The organism is Morganella sp. EGD-HP17, assembly GCF_000512315.2.
In the GTDB taxonomy this organism is placed as follows: Bacteria; Pseudomonadota; Gammaproteobacteria; order Enterobacterales; family Enterobacteriaceae; genus Morganella; species Morganella morganii.
Genome location: NZ_AZRH01000003.1, coordinates 17,806 through 34,395, shown reverse-complemented (window position 1 = coordinate 34,395; position 16,590 = coordinate 17,806). Strand labels below are relative to the sequence as shown.

Below are 16,590 nucleotides of genomic sequence, written 5' to 3'. Positions count from 1 at the left end.
AATAATGCTGGCAGTTTTGCCATTGCCGGAGGCGGATAAAGCGATTAGAGTGTTCTGCAAACCCGCAATTTTGCTGACATCCGGTGAACTATGACTTCCGAACAGAGCACTGTCCGTATTATTGATACCATCACGCTTTCCGATAACTGGTATATCCTCAAAAAATATGTCGTTGATTATCTGCGCCGCGACGGCACCCGCCAGCGTCTGGAGCGGGAGGTCTATGACCGCGGTAACGGTGCGGTTATTCTGCTGTATAACCGCCAGAAAAACAGCGTCATTCTGATCCGTCAGTTCCGTTTGCCGGTGTATGTCAACGGCCATGACGGCTTTCTGATTGAAGCGGCCGCCGGTCTGCTGGAAGAGCAGGATCCGGTATCCCGCATCAAAGCGGAAGCAGAGGAAGAGACTGGTTTTCGCATTACCGATGTTGAAAAAGTCTTTGAAGCCTTTATGAGCCCGGGAGCTGTCACCGAGAAACTTTATTTTTTTATTGCCGAATACGAAGACAATAACCGGCAGACGGCCGGTGGCGGCCTGCCGGAAGAGGGCGAAGATGTGGAAGTGCTGGAAATGCCGTTCCCGCAGGCTCTCGCAGCGATCAAAAGCGGTGAAATAAATGATGGCAAAACGATTATGTTGTTACAGCATCTGGCGTTGTCGGGGAGAATGGCATGACGGACGAAGAAAAAGAACAGAAAGAAGCACAGTTAATCCGTGATTTTCTGACAAATGCAACGCCGGAACAGCGGCACTTGTTTATCGCCCGGTCTAATTATGACAGTAATTATGATGCACTGAACGAACTGGCGGCGGATCCGCAACTGGATCGGGCATCCGCACTGCTGATGTACTGGTCTTTGGGTGCTGCCTGGTATGTGCAGTATGGCCATGATGATGATGTACCGGACTATTCACGGCAAACACTGGCATTGATCCGGTTAATTGAAACCCGCTATTCTGCGGGGTTTTATGCCGATCATGGTATCTGGTTTGACCCGATGCAGTCAGAAGGCGGACGGCCGGATGACTACCCGGACCTGCCGGTCAGGCGGCCTGTGCCTGACACCATGCTGATCGCCGCACCCGGTGATGTGTATGTTGATTTGGATGATGAGGCTTATGATGACGGTTTACCATTACCGCTGGCAGAGCAGTTGTATGCACTCTATGAATAGCATTTGCTGATGAAAATCAACCTGAATCATGTCCCGGTTACTATCCGCAGCCAGGTTGCATAATATGCCGTTACTTAATGGTGATGCGGCAGTGATATTTGACGCCGTTCCGCAGACCGATCTGAAACGGGCATTTTCCGCGACACTTGCACAATGGAACACACCGGAGGATTGGGAAAATGATGAGTGCAATATCATTCTGGCTTTGTCGCGCATTGCTTATACTCTGACAACCTGGCACATTGCATCCAAAGCAGACGCTGCGGCGTGGCTGGCTGAATCAATTTCCGATCCGCAACTGCAGCAACTGTTGCAGGCAGCAAAGCATAGCTATCTGACCGGTGAATCATTTCCGGTTTCTGATAAACAGGCAATCAGCTGCTGCATTCTTTCTCTGCGGGCTTTATGTGACGAAAAATTATCATGAAAACAACAAAATACCTCCCGCTGATTTTGTCTCTGCTATTGCCGTTATCAGCGGTTGCTGCACAATTATCACCGGAAAATGTGGTATTGGATTTCTACCGTCTCAATTTGCAGGATCCGCCTTCTGATGGTTATGCAAAAAGCCAGGATTTGTATGTCAGTCCGGCGTTGCAGGAAAGCATCAGTGAATCCCTCAGTTGTAATTTCGATGGTCCGGGCACTGATCAGGCGTTCTGCGACCAGCCGCGTCCCTGCAAAGAAACCGAATATAGTTATATCTGTCTGTGGGGAGAGCATTGGGTGGAAAATGATGTCAATTATTACACCAAGTCACAGGATTACCCGGATTCGTGGATGACAGAGCGCGCGGCACATACTGAATCACAAACCCCGGATACTGCCACAGTGCGCATCACACTGGGTAAAGCACCGGAGCCGCTGCGGTCATTCCGGGTAAAACTGATTCAGCAAAACGGACAGTGGAAAATTGATAGTATTGTGATGCTTGAGTGAGGCTGTGGGGTTATACCCGGCAGGCTTATATTCATTCAGGTTCAGACAGCATTACAACAGGGAAAATACCGGGGAAAAATTGCGTCATACTTAACACCCGTTCTTCCTTCTGGTATTAATGAGCGCAGATCTTTTCCCTTCTTTCAAACCGGGTGTAAACTGGCAGAAATGCAGATTGCATGAGGTCAGTCCGTCTGCGGGCATCCGGCATATTATTCCGGTTATGGTACTATAAAAACAGGAGCCGCACGCGGGGTACAGACGGGTACTGCCGTGAAGTGGTCACAGGATATTATGGCTTTACGGGAAAAAGACAATGCCATCGCCATTACCGGCCTGGTCATTTTAACACTGATCTGGAGTTACAGCTGGATCGCTATGAAGCAGGTCACGCACTATATTGGTGCGTTTGACTTTACGGCGATGCGCTGTGTATTCAGTGCCATTATGTTATTACTGGTGCTGTATATCCGCGAACGCGCGATGGGGCGGAAAATCCGCTTTACGCCATTCCGCTACACTCTGGGGATAGCCGTCCTTCAGACCTGCGGTATGGTCGGGCTGGCACAATGGGCGCTGGTCAGCGGCGGTGCGGGGAAGGTGGCGATCCTCAGTTATACCATGCCGTTCTGGGTGGTGATTATGGCAGCAGTATTGCTCGGTGAGCGGATGCGCCGCCTCCAGTATGCGGCTATTTCAGTTGCCGGTGCAGGGCTATTGTGTGTGATCCAGCCCTGGACGCTCGATTTCGCCTCTATGAAAAGTGCCTTTCTGGCCGTGGCATCCGGTATCAGCTGGGGAGCGAGCGCGATTGTGGCGAAAAAACTCTACAGCCGCTATCCGCAGGTGGATTTACTCTCTCTCACCACCTGGCAGATGGTGTATGCCGCAATTATTATGACCGTGGTGGCGTTGTTGGTGCCGCAGCGTACGATTGACTGGCAGCCGTATGTCTTCTGGGCACTGAGTTACAGCGCTATTCTGGCGACCGCCGTTGCCTGGAGTTTATGGCTGTTTGTGCTGAGAAAATTACCGGCGGGGATTGCCAGCCTGAGCACACTGGCGGTGCCGGTCTGCGGTGTGCTGTTCTCATGGTGGCTGCTGGGTGAGGAGCCGGGCAGCACAGAAACGGCAGGGATCGTGATGATTGTGCTGGCACTGGCGGTGATAAGTATTAAACGGCCGAAAAAAACTGCCTGACATCCGCAGCAGACTCTGCTAAAACAGAATCACTGAAATGATGATTATTTCAAAAAGGTTAATACCATGAATTCATACAGCACATCCGGCATGATTATTATCTCCGCACCATAGCGGGGGATGTGCTGTATTCAGAACCCGCCGCCTGAGCGGGTTTTTTATTGCTCTCTCAGCGGCATAACAGACAGGGAGCAATCATGTCAGAAACACAATCCGCCGCCTCACTGCATTTCCTCTGCGGCAAAATCGCCTCAGGGAAATCGACACTGGCACAACAATTAGTCCGCGAACAACAGGCGGTTCTGTTGTCAGAAGATACCTGGCTGGCGGCGCTGTATCCGGGACAAATCACACAGCTGGCTGATTATATTGAAAAAAGTCGTCTGCTGAAATCCGCCCTGGAGCTGCATCTGGTGACATTATTACGACAGGGAGTAACACTGGTTCTGGATTTTCCGGCGAATACCCCGGTACAACGCCGGTGGCTGAAAGGGCTGGCAGAGCAGGCCGGATGCAGCTATTGCTGCCATGTGCTGGATGTGAGTGATGAAGAGTGTAAACGGCGGCTGGCCGCAAGGAATCTGAACGGGGAAAACCCGTTTGCCACCTCAGCGGAGCAGTTTGATCTGATTACTGCACACTTCAGTTATCCGTCAGAAGAAGAAGGGCTGGTCATCAGCGGCCGGTGAACCGCTTAAGCTGGTCGGCCAGCAGGGTTTTGACCAGCCAGATGGCTTCTTCACAGACTTTTGCTTTCAGCGCCGGGTCAGCAAACATCATCAGGCACAGTGACTCGGTTGCACCGAAAATCATCACAGAAGTCCATTCCGGGATCCGGAAATTATCCGGCAGCCAGCGCTGCAGTGCACGTTGCAGGATCTGGCAGAAAAAATCCTGCACTTCGCGGCTGATCCCCGCATATTCAGGATAGGCTTTCAGTGCCGCCACGGTGGCATTGAAGGCTTCCCCGTCATCCGCCATCACATCAAAATAGGTCGTGATAAAGACAGAAACGGCCTGATCGAGGTCCGCTATCGGCTGTTCCATCCCGGTATTCATCCGTTCAGTCAGAACATCATCACTGTATTTAAACAGCGCGTGCAGCAAAGACTTGCGGTTGCCGAAATGTTTGTAGGTTACCGGCTTGGTCACGCCCGCCTTTTCCGCAAGGGTAATGAGGGTCAGGGCATCGGTGCCTTCCGCCAGGATAATGCTGTTGGCGACATTGAGCAGCTGTATCTGGCGCTCGTCGCGCTGTAAACGTCCGGACAAATCTGCCTCCTCATTGATATTAAAGTCGTTCTGTCTGCCGGAAAGTGTATCACAGAGTTCCCGGTCGCGGTCAGCTGGCAGAAAAGATCGAAAAAAGATCGGAAAGGTGTTTACAAGTTACCAAAGGTAACATATAACTATACCAAAGGTAACTTATAAACGTTTCACCTGCAACCAGAAATCAGTGAGGATGTACCATGCCGTGGATTTTATTAATTACTGCCGGATTATTTGAAGTCGTCTGGGCATTTACCATGAAACAATCAGAGGGTTTCACCAAACTGGGGCCGTCAGTGATCACCATTATTGCCATGCTGATAAGCTTCGGGCTGCTGGCAATGGCCATGCGGGCACTGCCGCTGGGGACGGCTTACACCATCTGGACCGGGATTGGCGCTATCGGTGCCTTTATCGTCGGGATTGTGGTGCTGGGAGAACCGGCAAACATGATGCGGATTATCGCAGGGGTATTAATTATCTCCGGGCTGGTGATGATGAAATTAGCCAGCCCGGCATAAAAGATTCAGTACTGTGTTGCTTGCCGGCAGATATTGCCGGCTTTTTTGTTACAACAGGGGCAGTTCCCGCGCCGGGATCACATCTTTCATTACCAGGGTGGAGGTCAGGCGCTGAACCCCCGGCATGGCGGCCAGGCGGCTGTCATATAATTTCTGAAAGGCATCGATATCTTTGACCACAACGGTCAGCATATAGTCCGGATCGCCAAACAGCCGTTTGGCTTCGATAATCTGCGGAATATCCGCCACCGCTGTCTCAAATTTGCTCATACTTTCCTGGTTGCCGTCTTTCATAGTGACAAACACCAGTGCGGAAAAATTCAGCCCCAGCACGCGCGGATCAAGCTGTGCGCGGTAATCGCAGATAGCTCCGGATTGCTCCAGTGCTTTCAGCCGCCGGTGGCAGGGGGATAAACTCAGACCCACGCGATCTGCCAGCTCAGTGACAGTTAATCGCCCGTCGAGTTGTAATTCAGAAAGAATCTTCCTGTCAAAGCTGTCCATTGATGATTTTCTCCCTCAAATAAGGTAAATCAGGGTCTGATTAGCAAGCACATTCTACCCGAATACAGATATTCTTCCTATCAGTTTCCGGTACAGGACAGAGGTATGCGGGAACTGGTTTCTGAAAAATGTCAGATATGCCGGCAACCGCCCCCGCCGGGTCTGACGAAAACAAAAAGCCCCGTTTCATGGCTCTGAAACGGGGCTTTTCTTATTGGCAGAACGGAAATCAGTTGTTTTCTGATTCAATACCGCGGCTGCGCAGGTACTCATCGTAACTGCCGGTAAAGTCAGTGACTTTCTCCGGTGTGATTTCGATGATGCGGGTCGCCAGGGAACTGACGAACTCACGGTCATGGGAAACAAACACTAATGTTCCCTGATATAACTCCAGCGCCATATTCAGGGATTCAATGGATTCCATGTCGAGGTGGTTGGTCGGTTCATCCATAATCAGAATGTTTGGTTTGGTCATCATTAACTTACCAAATAACATCCGGCCTTTTTCACCCCCGGATAACACCTGTACGGATTTTTTAATGTCATCCTGGGAGAACAGCAGGCGGCCCAACACACTACGGACTGATTGCTCATCATCACCCGGCTGCATCCACAGGCTCATCCAGTCGAAAACCGTCATATCAACTTCAAAATCGGTGGCGTGGTCCTGCGCGTAGTAACCGATATTGGCGTTTTCAGACCACTTATAACGGCCGGTATCCGGTGTCAGTTCACCGACCAGGGTTTTCAGGAAGGTGGATTTACCCACACCGTTCATTCCCAGAACCGCGACTTTTTCACCCACTTCCATCATCATATTGACGTTTTTAAACAGCGGGGCGTTTCCGTCATAACCTTTGGACAGGTTTTCCACTTCCAGCGCATTACGGAATAATTTTTTATCCTGCTCAAAACGGATAAACGGGTTCTGACGGCTGGACGCTTTAATCTCGGTCAGCTGAATTTTTTCAATCTGTTTGGCGCGGGAAGTCGCCTGACGGGACTTGGAGGCATTTGCGCTGAAACGGCTGACAAATGACTGCAATTCACTGATTTGTGCTTTCTTCTTCGCGTTATCCGCTAACAGACGTTCGCGCGCCTGAGTGGCGGCAAACATATATTCATCGTAGTTGCCCGGATGCACATTCAGGCTGCCGTAGTCCAGATCGGCCATGTGCGTGCACACCATATTCAGGAAGTGGCGGTCATGGGAAATGATGATCATGGTGCTGTTGCGCGCATTCAGCGTCTGCTCCAGCCAGCGGATGGTGTCGATATCCAGGTTGTTGGTCGGTTCGTCGAGCAGCAGAATATCCGGGTCCGCAAACAACGCCTGTGCCAGCAGCACACGCAGTTTCCAGCCGGGTGCGATTTCACTCATCGGGCCGTTATGCTGTTCCAGCGGGATCCCCACACCCAGCAGTAATTCACCGGCGCGGGATTCCACGGTGTAGCCGTCCATTTCAGCAAACTGCACTTCGAGATCCGCCACGCGCATACCGTCTTCTTCGCTCATGTCCGGCAGGCTGTAGATGCGGTCACGCTCCTGTTTGACTTCCCACAGTTCGGTGTGACCCATAATGACTGTGTCGAGCACAGAAAATTCTTCATAGGCGAACTGATCCTGTTTCAGTTTACCCAGACGTTCGTTCGGGTCGAGAAACACGTTGCCGCTGCTTGGCGCCAGATCACCGCCGAGAATTTTCATAAACGTGGATTTACCGCTGCCGTTTGCGCCGATCAGGCCATAGCGGTTACCGCCGCCGAATTTGACAGAGATATTTTCAAACAGCGGCTTGGCGCCGAACTGCATCGTAATATTGTTGCTGATTAACAAGACGAATACTCATAAGTTAAAGGAGAAAATAAACGGCGGGCATTATGCCACAGATGGGCGGCGAGGCACAGATGTATAAAAAAAGGGCGGTAACCCGGCAGGCCACCGCAGTACATATTATTGTGAGTTCGGATCCATGGCATAGATTTCACCGGATTCATCTTCCGGTAGTCCGTAATTCAGAACATCATAGATCCCCAAATCGGTTTTACAGACCTTTTTATTGATGACTTTATCGCCTTTATAGACTGCCAGGCCGGTAAATTCCCAGCCGCGGCCCATTCCGCTGTATACCACATAGTTAAACGGGCCGTTTTCAAAGCGGATATACGCCGAACCACCGCCGCTAAACATGGTTTGTCCGACATAAACACCATTTTTCGCATTGCCTTTTACCGGCAGGGTAATTTCCGGCTTTGCCAGCGTCCCGTAGCGGTATGCCGGCGTTTTACCTTTTTCCACCACCACACTGACATATTTATTATTTTCCAGCTGACAGGTAAACTCCTGAGCCAGCGCGGGGGCTGATAACAGCCCGGTTACGATCATCCCGGTAAGATGCTTTTTCATTTTTCTGCCTTTACAGGTTATTGTCCGGAGTCCGGCGTGTTATTAATTGTTGTGACCGGCTATTTATTAGCACAAAAATGAATTTATTTCCGGTTTTCCGGAGCAGGATAAGTATATATGCCATGGACTTTTGCACATCCGGCGATTGTTTTTCCCCTGAAACAATCCCGTTACGGGCGGTGGCTGAATCTGCCCGCGCTCATTACGGGCAGTGTATCGCCGGATTTGCTGTACTCTTCCGGGATGTACCGCGCAGCGGATGAGGCGCACCATTTTACCAGCTGGTTTTATACCGGACTGCCGGTGTGTCTGGCAGTTCTGGCGGCACTGTGTACGGCGCCGCTGGCGTACCGTCTGGCGCAGACAGCAACCGGTGTTCATATAAATCGTTTTGTCTTTTATGAATTGTCGTTTTCTGTCTCATTTTTTGCCGGTTTTGTTGCTCTGGCGGCACTTTTTCAGGTTATCAGAAAGCGTTAATGCGTTATGATCGCGGATTAAATTTTGCAGTACAGAGGAAAGTAAACAGTGGCGATTTGGGTGGATGCGGACGCCTGTCCGAAAGTTATCAAAGAGATCCTTTACCGGGCAGCGGATCGGGAAAAAACAGAAGTCACCTTTGTGGCCAATCAGCGGCTGGTGGTACCGCCGTCACCGTTTTTAAAAACATTGCAGGTCTCTGCCGGGTTTGATGTGGCCGATAATGAGATTGTCCGCCGTGTGCAGAAAGATGATCTTGTCGTCACCGCTGATATTCCGCTGGCCGCTGAAGTGCTGGAGAAGGGCGCGGTCGCACTGAACCCGCGCGGCGAACGTTATACCCCGGCGACTATCCGTGAGCGCCTGACCATGCGTGATTTTATGGACACTATGCGGGCTTCCGGCATCCAGACCGGCGGTCCGGCGGCACTGAACCAGCGTGATCGCCAGTTGTTTGCCAATGAACTGGATAAATGGTTTCTGCAGCTCAGAAAACGTACGCCATCCGCCTGATCTTTCCCTCATTGTTAATATCTTTATAAAACGCCGGGTGCTGCTGTGGCATCCGGCGTTTTATTTTTATCCCTGATGTAACAACTTCTTAAAAAAGCTCACTATTTAGCCTTATCCACTATAATAACAAGGGTTTATGATATTTCCAGCTGGTTTTGCCGCAGACGATCCGGCCTGAATCCTGTTTATCACCTCGTCAAATCCGATACTTTATATCGGAAATTCCTGATAAAGCTTACCTTAAGTCTCGTTATTATTAACATTGCACTATATTCATTAACATTATAATGATAGTTGTTATAATTAGTGTGCTACTTAATTAAAAAAATGCCACACAAATATTACAGATAATGATGAGGCTTTAGATGAAAATCTCACGCAGAAAGTTAATTTTAGGGGTTGGTGCTGCCGGCGTACTGGCAGGTGGTGCTTCAGTATTAGTTCCTATGGTTCGCCGCGACGGCAAATTTGTGGAATCGACTTCACGCGCAAAACATGTTGACGGCACCGAAGGTGCATTACCGAAAGAGTCCGATGCAGTCATTATCGGCGGCGGCATGATGGGGATCATGACAGCGATTAACCTGGCGGAAAGAGGCATGAGCGTCACCGTCCTGGAAAAAGGTGAAATCGCCGGTGAGCAGTCCGGACGTGCTTACAGCCAGATCATCAGCTACAAAACATCAAAAGAAATTTTCCCGCTGCACCATTACGGCAAAATGTTATGGCGCGGTATGAATGAAAAAATCGGGGCGGATACCAGCTATCGTACCCAGGGTCGTGTTGAGGTACCGTCAAGCGCGGAAGATCTCGCAAAATCACAGGCCTGGGTTGAGAATGCCAAAGAGTGGGCCGCTGATTTCGAAGCACCGCTCAACACCCGTTTCATTCAGGGCGACGAACTGAAAAAACGCCTGGTTGATGCCAAAACAGACTGGCCGATCGCCGGTTTTGAAGAAGATTCAGGCAGTGTTGACCCGGAAACCGGTGTACCGGTTCTGGCGCAGTATGCCAAGTCTCTGGGTGTTAAAATCTACACTAACTGCGCGGTCCGTGGTATCGAAACTGCCGGTGGTAAAGTCTCTGATGTGGTCACAGAGAAGGGTGCAATCAAAACCTCTCATGTGGTCCTGACCGGCGGTATCTGGTCACGCCTGTTTATGGGTAATCTGGGCATTGATATCCCGACACTGAACGTCTATCTGTCACAACAGCGTGTTTCCGGCGTTCCGGGCGCACCACGCGGTAACGTGCATCTGCCGAGCGGCATTCACTTCCGCGAGCAGGCAGACGGCACATATGCCGTGGCACCGCGTATCTTCACCAGCTCTGTGGTGAAAGACAGCCTCCTGCTGGGGCCGAAATTCCTGCATCTGCTGGGCGGCGGTGAGCTGCCGCTGGAATTCTCCATCGGTGAAGATTTGTTCAACTCCTTCAAAATGGCAACATCCTGGAACCTCGATGAAGTCACACCGTTCGAGACTTACCGCATCGCAACCGCCACACAGAATACCGAACACCTGGATGCGGTATTTGCCCGCATGAAAGCGGAATTCCCTGTATTTGAACAATCGAAAGTCGTTGAACGCTGGGGCGCGGTTGTTGCACCAACCTACGACGAACTGCCGATTATTTCTGAAGTGAAAGAGTATCCGGGTCTGGTGATCAACACCGCGACTGTCTGGGGTATGACAGAAGGTCCGGCATCCGGTGAAATCACTGCGGATATCGTGACCGGTAAAAAACCGGTTATTGACCCGGCTCCGTTTAGTCTTTCACGTTTTAGTTAATTTTCTGATTACTTACGTTGATACTATTAAGAGGCTTAATATGCGTTACAAAAGTTTACTGTTAGCTCTTCCGCTGGTCTGGGGCGCGGCTCACGCGTCAGAAGGTGTTGTTCATCATAAACTGAACGGTATGCCTATCTCTGAATCTGTGGAAATCAGCAGCAGCAAAAATATTATTTTCCTCAGCGGTAAAGTACCGACCAAAATTTCCAAAGACGCACCGGAAGGTGTTCTGGCGTCATACGGCAATACTGAAGCACAGACCATCAATATCATGGAACAGATCAAGGCGCACCTGGCTGGCTTAGGTCTGGAAATGAAGGATGTGGTGAAAATGCAGGTATTCCTGGTCGGCGGCGAAGAGACTGACGGTAATATGGATTTCGCGGGCTTTATGGCCGGTTACTCCAAATATTACAACGACAAAGATTCCGGTAACACATTACCGGCGCGTACCACTGTTCAGGTTTCTAAATTAGCAAACCCGGCATGGCGTGTAGAGATCGAAGTGACAGCTGTTCGTCCGTAATGGTATCAGCGCGTTAACAGCGGGTTTGCCTCCGGAAGGGGCAAACCCGTTTTTTATTACCTGATATCAGAACATTATCCGGCCTGATGCATTCCGGATACCCCGTGGTTAAATTATAGAACTGTCCTGTACCTTATTCTGATGTAAAAAAGAAGCCCGGACATATTGCCGGAATACTTCGGAGAAATAAGAATGACCACAGCAAATTCTGAAAAACCGCGTAACGGATATTTGACGGATTATCAGTACAATGGGGTATGGCGTAAAGGGATAAAATTTCCGGAAGGGAAACTGAGCTATTATGACCAGTATGATATTGTTATTGAAGGTATTACCTGGCAGTCACCTGAACAGATTGACAGCGAAAATATAATTCTGGTTCCGGCAGAAGAGGATATCGTATGGAACAGCCGGATCGGGATATATGGTTCGCGGGGTTCTGAAGCCAGTGAGACCGTTTATCTGGAAGGAACCGAAATTAAACCATTCGGCGGCAAAATAGACAATTCCGGAACACAAACCCGGGTTGTGTTCGAAGAAGGCAGTGTTACCCGTTATAATAATTATCAGGCTGTCATCGGCGGCAAAAAATATACGGATTTACCTGTTGATTCCGCCAATAATGCGATCGGCCTGACGGTTAAAATGGGTGAATATGACGGTGTGGTTTTATCCGGGCTGAATGACCGCAGTCAGCCGGTCACAATTTTTGAAAAAGACGGCGAAAATAAACCATTACAAGGTTTTGTTATTTTTCACGGCAGCACATCTACCTGTATCATGTTTCGTAAAGGTGACCTCACTGCCTTTGCTGCCGGGTATAAATTGTACTATGAGGATACCTTTACCACCGCATCAATTAACCTTGAGCCGATTCATATCCGTTTTGAATCCGTAGGTAAAAATATCCGCACAGAAGTACGTTTGGTTGCCCTTGACAGTAATGGTGCAGAGGGGGAAACCTTATTCCGGGGTCGTTATAATCAGGGATAAACTTTATATTCCTGGTTTTACTGTGTTAAAGCTGCGAACAACCAGTAAATTACTTATTGTTCGCAGCGGGACTTTACCACTCCTTCACATCCCGGTCGGCTTTGGTGACGGAGGTCAGTTTTGCCAGACGTGGTAATAATGCTTTTTTCAGATCATCGATAAAGGTGTAAATCACTGGTACAAACAACAGACTGAGAATAGTGGAGCTTATCAGCCCGCCGATAACCGCAATCGCCATCGGCGCGCGGAACCCCGCATCTGCGCCGGACGTCAGTACCAGCGGGATCATGCCGGCAATCATGGCAAATGTGGTCATAATTATCGGGCGGATCCGCTCGCGTCCCGCGTCTTTTACCGCCTGTTCACGGCTGAGCCCGGCGCGCTCTTTTTCCAGGATAAATTCCACCAGCAGAATGGAGTTTTTTGTCACAATGCCCATCAGCATCAGAATGCCGATAATCACCGGCAGATCGATCATTGCCCCATACAGTACGAGAGCGATAATCGCGCCGCCGACAGAAAACGGCAGGGCGGCGAGAATGGTGACCGGCTGGAGAAAATCTTTAAACAGCACAATCAGAATCGCCAGCACCAGCAGAATACTGAACAGTATGGTACTGCTGAAACGCATAAACATATCATTCATATATTCCATATCGCCGTATTCCAGTTGTGACACTGTCGCCGGGAGGTTCTGATACTCCGGCAGCGCCATCACTGCATTCAGTGCTTCACCGAGTGATAAACCGGTCAGATTAGCTTCCACCGACATTTTCCGGGCGCGGTTTATCCGGTCGATTTGTGCCGGCCCATCACTGAAATCAATGGTTGCCACCGCTTTCAGCGGTACATTTCCCTGAGCCGTGCTTCGTACGGATAAATCATTCAGCACACGGATATCATTCCGCTGATATTCAGGCAGTACCACCTGTAATGCCAGTTGTCTGTCCGGCAGATTGAATTTGGCACTGCGGGAGCCTGATTCCCCCATGGTAGCGATCCGCAGCGTGTCGGCGATTTCACTGACACTCACGCCGGTCCGCCCGGGGCCGTCAGGACGCGGTGTGACAATCAGCTCTTTGCGCAGCAGCGGTTTTATCACCTGCACATTACTGAATCCCGGCAGGCGGGCAATACCGTTACGCAGATTTTGCATGGCACTTTCCAGTTCAGCCGGGTCTGTGCCGGTGAAAACCAGCGAAAACTCTTTGCCGCCGTTACTGTTGCTGAAGTTATAACGGGCATCCGGCAGTTCACTGAACAGCGGGGCGATTGCGTGCTCAAATTCCTTCTGTGACAGTTCACGGTCACCGGGATCAACCAGTGTCAGAATGATTTCCCCCTTATGCTGCGCGATACCATCCGCATCATCCGCCACACCCGCAATGGTATAAACGGATTTTATCTCCGGCCGGTCTTTCAGGGATTTTGTCAGTGTCCGCAGGCGTTGCTGTGTCTGCTCAACCGGCGTGCCGGGCGGCAGTTCCACTTCAATCTGTGTCACACTGATATCGCCCTCCGGCATAAAGCCGACAGGCAGCCGGGTCACGGAAGCCACAGAACCCACCAGAAATACTAATGCCAGCGCCAGTGCGGTTTTCCGATGTTTCAGTGTTGCAGATAACAACCCGGTGTATTTTTCTATCCAGCGCGGTACGGCTGATTCCGGATGCGGTTTCTTTGACGGTAACAGGATATACGCGGCCATCAGCGGCGTAACCAGCCGTGCAACCAGCAGAGATGAGAACACCGCCGCAGATACCGTCACTCCGAACGGCACAAAATATTTGCCGACAAATCCGCCGATAAAACTGACCGGCAGGAAAACCGCCACAATGGTCAGTGTGATCGCAACAATCGCAAAACCAATAGCATCAGAGGCTTTGAGTGCAGCAAGATACGGGCGCTCACCGCGCTCAATGTATTTCTGGATATTCTCGATTTCCACAATCGCGTCATCAACCAGGATCCCGATAACCAGTGTCAGTGCAAGCAGGGTGATGCTGTTGAGACTGTAATCAAACAGTGCCAGCACAAAAAATGCCGGTAATATGGATAACGGCAGCGCCACTGCCGCAACCAGGGTTGCCCGCCAGCTTTTCAGGAAGAAAAAGACAATCACGATGGTCAGGAATGCCCCTTCCAGCAGGGTTTTAATCGTCAGCTGATAGCTTGATTCGGTATAAGTAACGGTGGATGAGATCAGTTCAATCGTCAGTTCCGGATGTTTGGCGGCGATCTCCGTCAGGGCGGCATTTACCTGTTCCGCCACGGCGGTATCACTGGCACCTTTGGCGCGGAATACAGCAAACCCGGCCACATCACGGCCATTGAGCTGAGAAATACTGCGGGTGGTTTTTTGTCCGTTATAGATCTCCGCAATATCACCCAGTTTTATCCATTGCTCATTTTCAGCAGGCAACTGAATGCTTTTAATATCATCAGCCGTTGTTTTTTCACCCAGTACACGGATGGTATGGGCCAGCGAATTATACTGCGATGAGCCACCTGCCGCGTTCTGATGCACACCGCGCAGCCATTCATTCACAGTAACCACCGACAGATTCAGGGCAGAGAGTTTGTCCGCGTCCGGTTCAATGCGGATCACCCGGTCAGCGCCGCCCTGACGGCTGACTTTCTGAACGCCGGGTAACATAATCAGCTGCTTACTGATGGTGTCATCAATAAACCAGGAAAGATCGGCTGCCGGAACGGTATCGGATGATACGGCGTAGCGCAGTATGGCACCGCCTTCGACGTCTATCCGGTTAATCAGCGGTTCATCAATGCTTTGCGGCAGTTCTCCCCGAATTTGTGAGATCTGCTCGCGGACATCATTAGTGGCAATATACGGATCAACATCGAGGTTAAATTCCACCGTAGTTGAGGAAATACCTTCTGTTACGGAAGACGAAATATGACGGATGCCGGGAATGCCGGAAACGGCCCGTTCGACCTGTTTGGTCACCGCATTTTCCAGCTCTGACGGCGAGGAGCCGTCCTGAGTGACCGTCACTGTCACAATCGGGAAGTTAATCACCGGATTGGCTGTTACCGGCAATTGTGCAAAAGAAAATAACCCGGCAATGGTCAGCGCCAGAAAAATAACAATGACCGGAACCGGACGGGTGATAGCCCATGAGGAAAGCTGTAATTTCATTGTGCGGCCTTCACCGGTGTGACGGTGTCATTATCAGTTAAAAATGCCTGCGCATTGACCACCACATCCGCATCCGGCGGAAGCGGGCTGAGGACAGTAATCTGCCCGTTATCAATAGCGCCGGTCTGCACCGGCTGCTGCATCACTTTGTTATTTTTCACGATAAACACTGTGCGTTCACCTTTCGCACCGGTGCGTACCGCACTGTAAGGCAGGCTTTGATACTCACGGGGCGCGGCCGTGTATGTCAGTACGCCGGTCTGTCCCTGCCGTAAATCAGCGCCGTCCGTAACAGTGACCCGTACACGGCCGGACTGTGTCAGCGAGGAAAGTACCGGTGAAATAAACCGGACAGTGCCGTTCAGTTGCCGGTTGTTGGCCGTTTTCATCGTGACTGCCGACGTTTCCTGCATTTGCGCCAGTTCATCAGCCCCCGCAGTAGCCTCAAATTCGATCTCACCGTTTTCGATCAGCTTAAACAGCAGGGTGTTATCAGACAGCATGCCCTGTACCGCGTGGCGCTCACTGATAATCCCAGCGGCCGGAGCATAGATTTTTGATTTATCCTCCTGGCTTTTTTCCCGTGCCAGTTGCGCCTGTAACTGACGCAGTTCTGCCTGCCCGGCATCAACCAGTGCCCGCTGGGCCTGGGTGTCTGATTTGGCTTTTTCAAATTCACTGGCGGAAATAACGCCGCTGCGGGCGAGTTTTGTCATCCGGGTCAGATCACGCTGAGATTGCGCCGCCAGCACACTTTGCTGCCGGATATACGCGGCTGCTTTTTCCGTTTCTGCCTGCAACTGCCGGACAGCGGCACTTTGCAAAGGGGATTCCAGGGTTGCCAGCAACTGATTTTTCTCCACCGGCTGACCTTCCTCAGCAAATACTGCCGTCACCGTCTGTTGCTGCAGCGGCGAGCCGATAGCAATTTCATTTCTGGCCACAAATTTTCCCGGCAAGGTAATGACCGGTGCAGAGCGGATTATTTGCGGATGCGTCACACTGACCCGCACATCATCTGCCAGGCCGGCAGGTGATACAGAAAATAAAAAGAGTGTGGTTACTATCAAAATACGGTTTTTCATCGTGGTACAATTTCCGTCCGGA

At 50.7% G+C, this 16,590-nt stretch carries 18 protein-coding genes; 12 read left to right on the top strand and 6 right to left on the bottom strand.

Annotated features, from left to right (window positions below):
* Positions 1–90 precede the first annotated feature (90 nt).
* The 6 genes from X965_RS04360 (at position 91) to X965_RS04335 (ending at position 4,006) form a co-directional block, all read left to right on the top strand.
* Entirely contained in the window at positions 91–678 is a 588-nt protein-coding gene (locus tag X965_RS04360) for an NUDIX domain-containing protein (protein WP_004237608.1), read from the top strand.
* Positions 675–1,178, top strand: coding sequence for a DUF4274 domain-containing protein (locus tag X965_RS04355; protein WP_004237607.1), 504 nt, complete (start codon positions 675–677; stop codon positions 1,176–1,178). The genes X965_RS04360 and X965_RS04355 overlap by 4 nt, the downstream gene beginning before the upstream one ends.
* A 64-nt stretch (positions 1,179–1,242) precedes the next feature.
* Entirely contained in the window at positions 1,243–1,605 is a 363-nt protein-coding gene (locus tag X965_RS04350) for an aminoglycoside adenylyltransferase domain-containing protein (protein ID WP_004237606.1), read from the top strand.
* Entirely contained in the window at positions 1,602–2,117 is a 516-nt protein-coding gene (locus X965_RS04345; protein WP_004237605.1) for a DUF3828 domain-containing protein, read from the top strand. The genes X965_RS04350 and X965_RS04345 overlap by 4 nt, the downstream gene beginning before the upstream one ends.
* A gap of 294 nt (positions 2,118–2,411) precedes the next feature.
* Positions 2,412–3,317, top strand: coding sequence for a DMT family transporter (locus tag X965_RS04340; RefSeq protein ID WP_004237604.1), 906 nt, complete (start codon positions 2,412–2,414; stop codon positions 3,315–3,317).
* 197 nt (positions 3,318–3,514) lie between these two features.
* Positions 3,515–4,006, top strand: coding sequence for an ATP-binding protein (locus tag X965_RS04335; RefSeq protein WP_036407997.1), 492 nt, complete (start codon positions 3,515–3,517; stop codon positions 4,004–4,006).
* On the opposite strand, the gene X965_RS04330 is transcribed toward X965_RS04335, so the two are convergent.
* Positions 3,993–4,589 (bottom strand): TetR/AcrR family transcriptional regulator, encoded by a 597-nt coding sequence (locus X965_RS04330; RefSeq protein WP_004237602.1) that lies wholly within the window; start codon positions 4,587–4,589, stop codon positions 3,993–3,995. The genes X965_RS04335 and X965_RS04330 overlap by 14 nt on opposite strands.
* A gap of 197 nt (positions 4,590–4,786) precedes the next feature.
* Between X965_RS04330 and sugE the strand changes: the two genes are divergently transcribed.
* Complete coding sequence (sugE, locus tag X965_RS04325; protein ID WP_004237601.1) at positions 4,787–5,107, top strand: quaternary ammonium compound efflux SMR transporter SugE; 321 nt, start codon at positions 4,787–4,789, stop codon at positions 5,105–5,107.
* A gap of 48 nt (positions 5,108–5,155) precedes the next feature.
* Here sugE and X965_RS04320 read toward each other — a convergent pair whose 3' ends face one another.
* The 3 genes from X965_RS04320 to X965_RS04310 all read right to left on the bottom strand — a co-directional run bounded on the left by X965_RS04320 (position 5,156) and on the right by X965_RS04310 (position 8,018).
* Positions 5,156–5,611 carry an Lrp/AsnC family transcriptional regulator gene (locus X965_RS04320; RefSeq protein ID WP_004237600.1) on the bottom strand — a complete coding sequence of 152 codons (456 nt, stop codon included), beginning with the start codon at positions 5,609–5,611 and terminating at the stop codon, positions 5,156–5,158.
* Positions 5,612–5,840: 229 nt separating this feature from the next.
* Positions 5,841–7,448 (bottom strand): ABC-F family ATPase, encoded by a 1,608-nt coding sequence (locus tag X965_RS04315; protein ID WP_071592711.1) that lies wholly within the window; start codon positions 7,446–7,448, stop codon positions 5,841–5,843.
* A gap of 117 nt (positions 7,449–7,565) precedes the next feature.
* A complete protein-coding gene (locus tag X965_RS04310; protein WP_004237597.1) occupies positions 7,566–8,018 on the bottom strand; it encodes a hypothetical protein in 453 nt (150 codons plus the stop codon).
* A gap of 117 nt (positions 8,019–8,135) precedes the next feature.
* Here X965_RS04310 and X965_RS19220 point away from each other — a divergent pair, with 117 nt between their 5' ends.
* The 5 genes from X965_RS19220 to X965_RS04285 all read left to right on the top strand — a co-directional run bounded on the left by X965_RS19220 (position 8,136) and on the right by X965_RS04285 (position 12,323).
* Positions 8,136–8,498: a DUF4184 family protein gene (locus X965_RS19220; RefSeq protein WP_036417200.1), complete on the top strand. Its 363-nt coding sequence runs from the start codon at positions 8,136–8,138 to the stop codon at positions 8,496–8,498.
* A 48-nt stretch (positions 8,499–8,546) separates the two neighbouring features.
* Positions 8,547–9,011 (top strand): YaiI/YqxD family protein, encoded by a 465-nt coding sequence (locus tag X965_RS04300; RefSeq protein WP_015422708.1) that lies wholly within the window; start codon positions 8,547–8,549, stop codon positions 9,009–9,011.
* A gap of 365 nt (positions 9,012–9,376) precedes the next feature.
* On the top strand, positions 9,377–10,801 hold the full coding sequence (locus tag X965_RS04295) for an FAD-binding oxidoreductase (RefSeq protein WP_036414800.1): 1,425 nt from the start codon (positions 9,377–9,379) through the stop codon (positions 10,799–10,801).
* Between the two features lie 40 nt (positions 10,802–10,841).
* Positions 10,842–11,330: a RidA family protein gene (locus X965_RS04290; protein ID WP_036414797.1), complete on the top strand. Its 489-nt coding sequence runs from the start codon at positions 10,842–10,844 to the stop codon at positions 11,328–11,330.
* 192 nt (positions 11,331–11,522) lie between these two features.
* On the top strand, positions 11,523–12,323 hold the full coding sequence (locus X965_RS04285; RefSeq protein WP_004237591.1) for a hypothetical protein: 801 nt from the start codon (positions 11,523–11,525) through the stop codon (positions 12,321–12,323).
* A gap of 73 nt (positions 12,324–12,396) precedes the next feature.
* On the opposite strand, the gene X965_RS04280 is transcribed toward X965_RS04285, so the two are convergent.
* Positions 12,397–15,483, bottom strand: a complete 3,087-nt coding sequence (locus X965_RS04280; RefSeq protein ID WP_004237590.1) for an efflux RND transporter permease subunit — start codon at positions 15,481–15,483, stop codon at positions 12,397–12,399.
* Entirely contained in the window at positions 15,480–16,568 is a 1,089-nt protein-coding gene (locus X965_RS04275; RefSeq protein WP_004237589.1) for an efflux RND transporter periplasmic adaptor subunit, read from the bottom strand. The genes X965_RS04280 and X965_RS04275 overlap by 4 nt, the downstream gene beginning before the upstream one ends.
* Between the last annotated feature and the right edge of the window lie 22 nt (positions 16,569–16,590).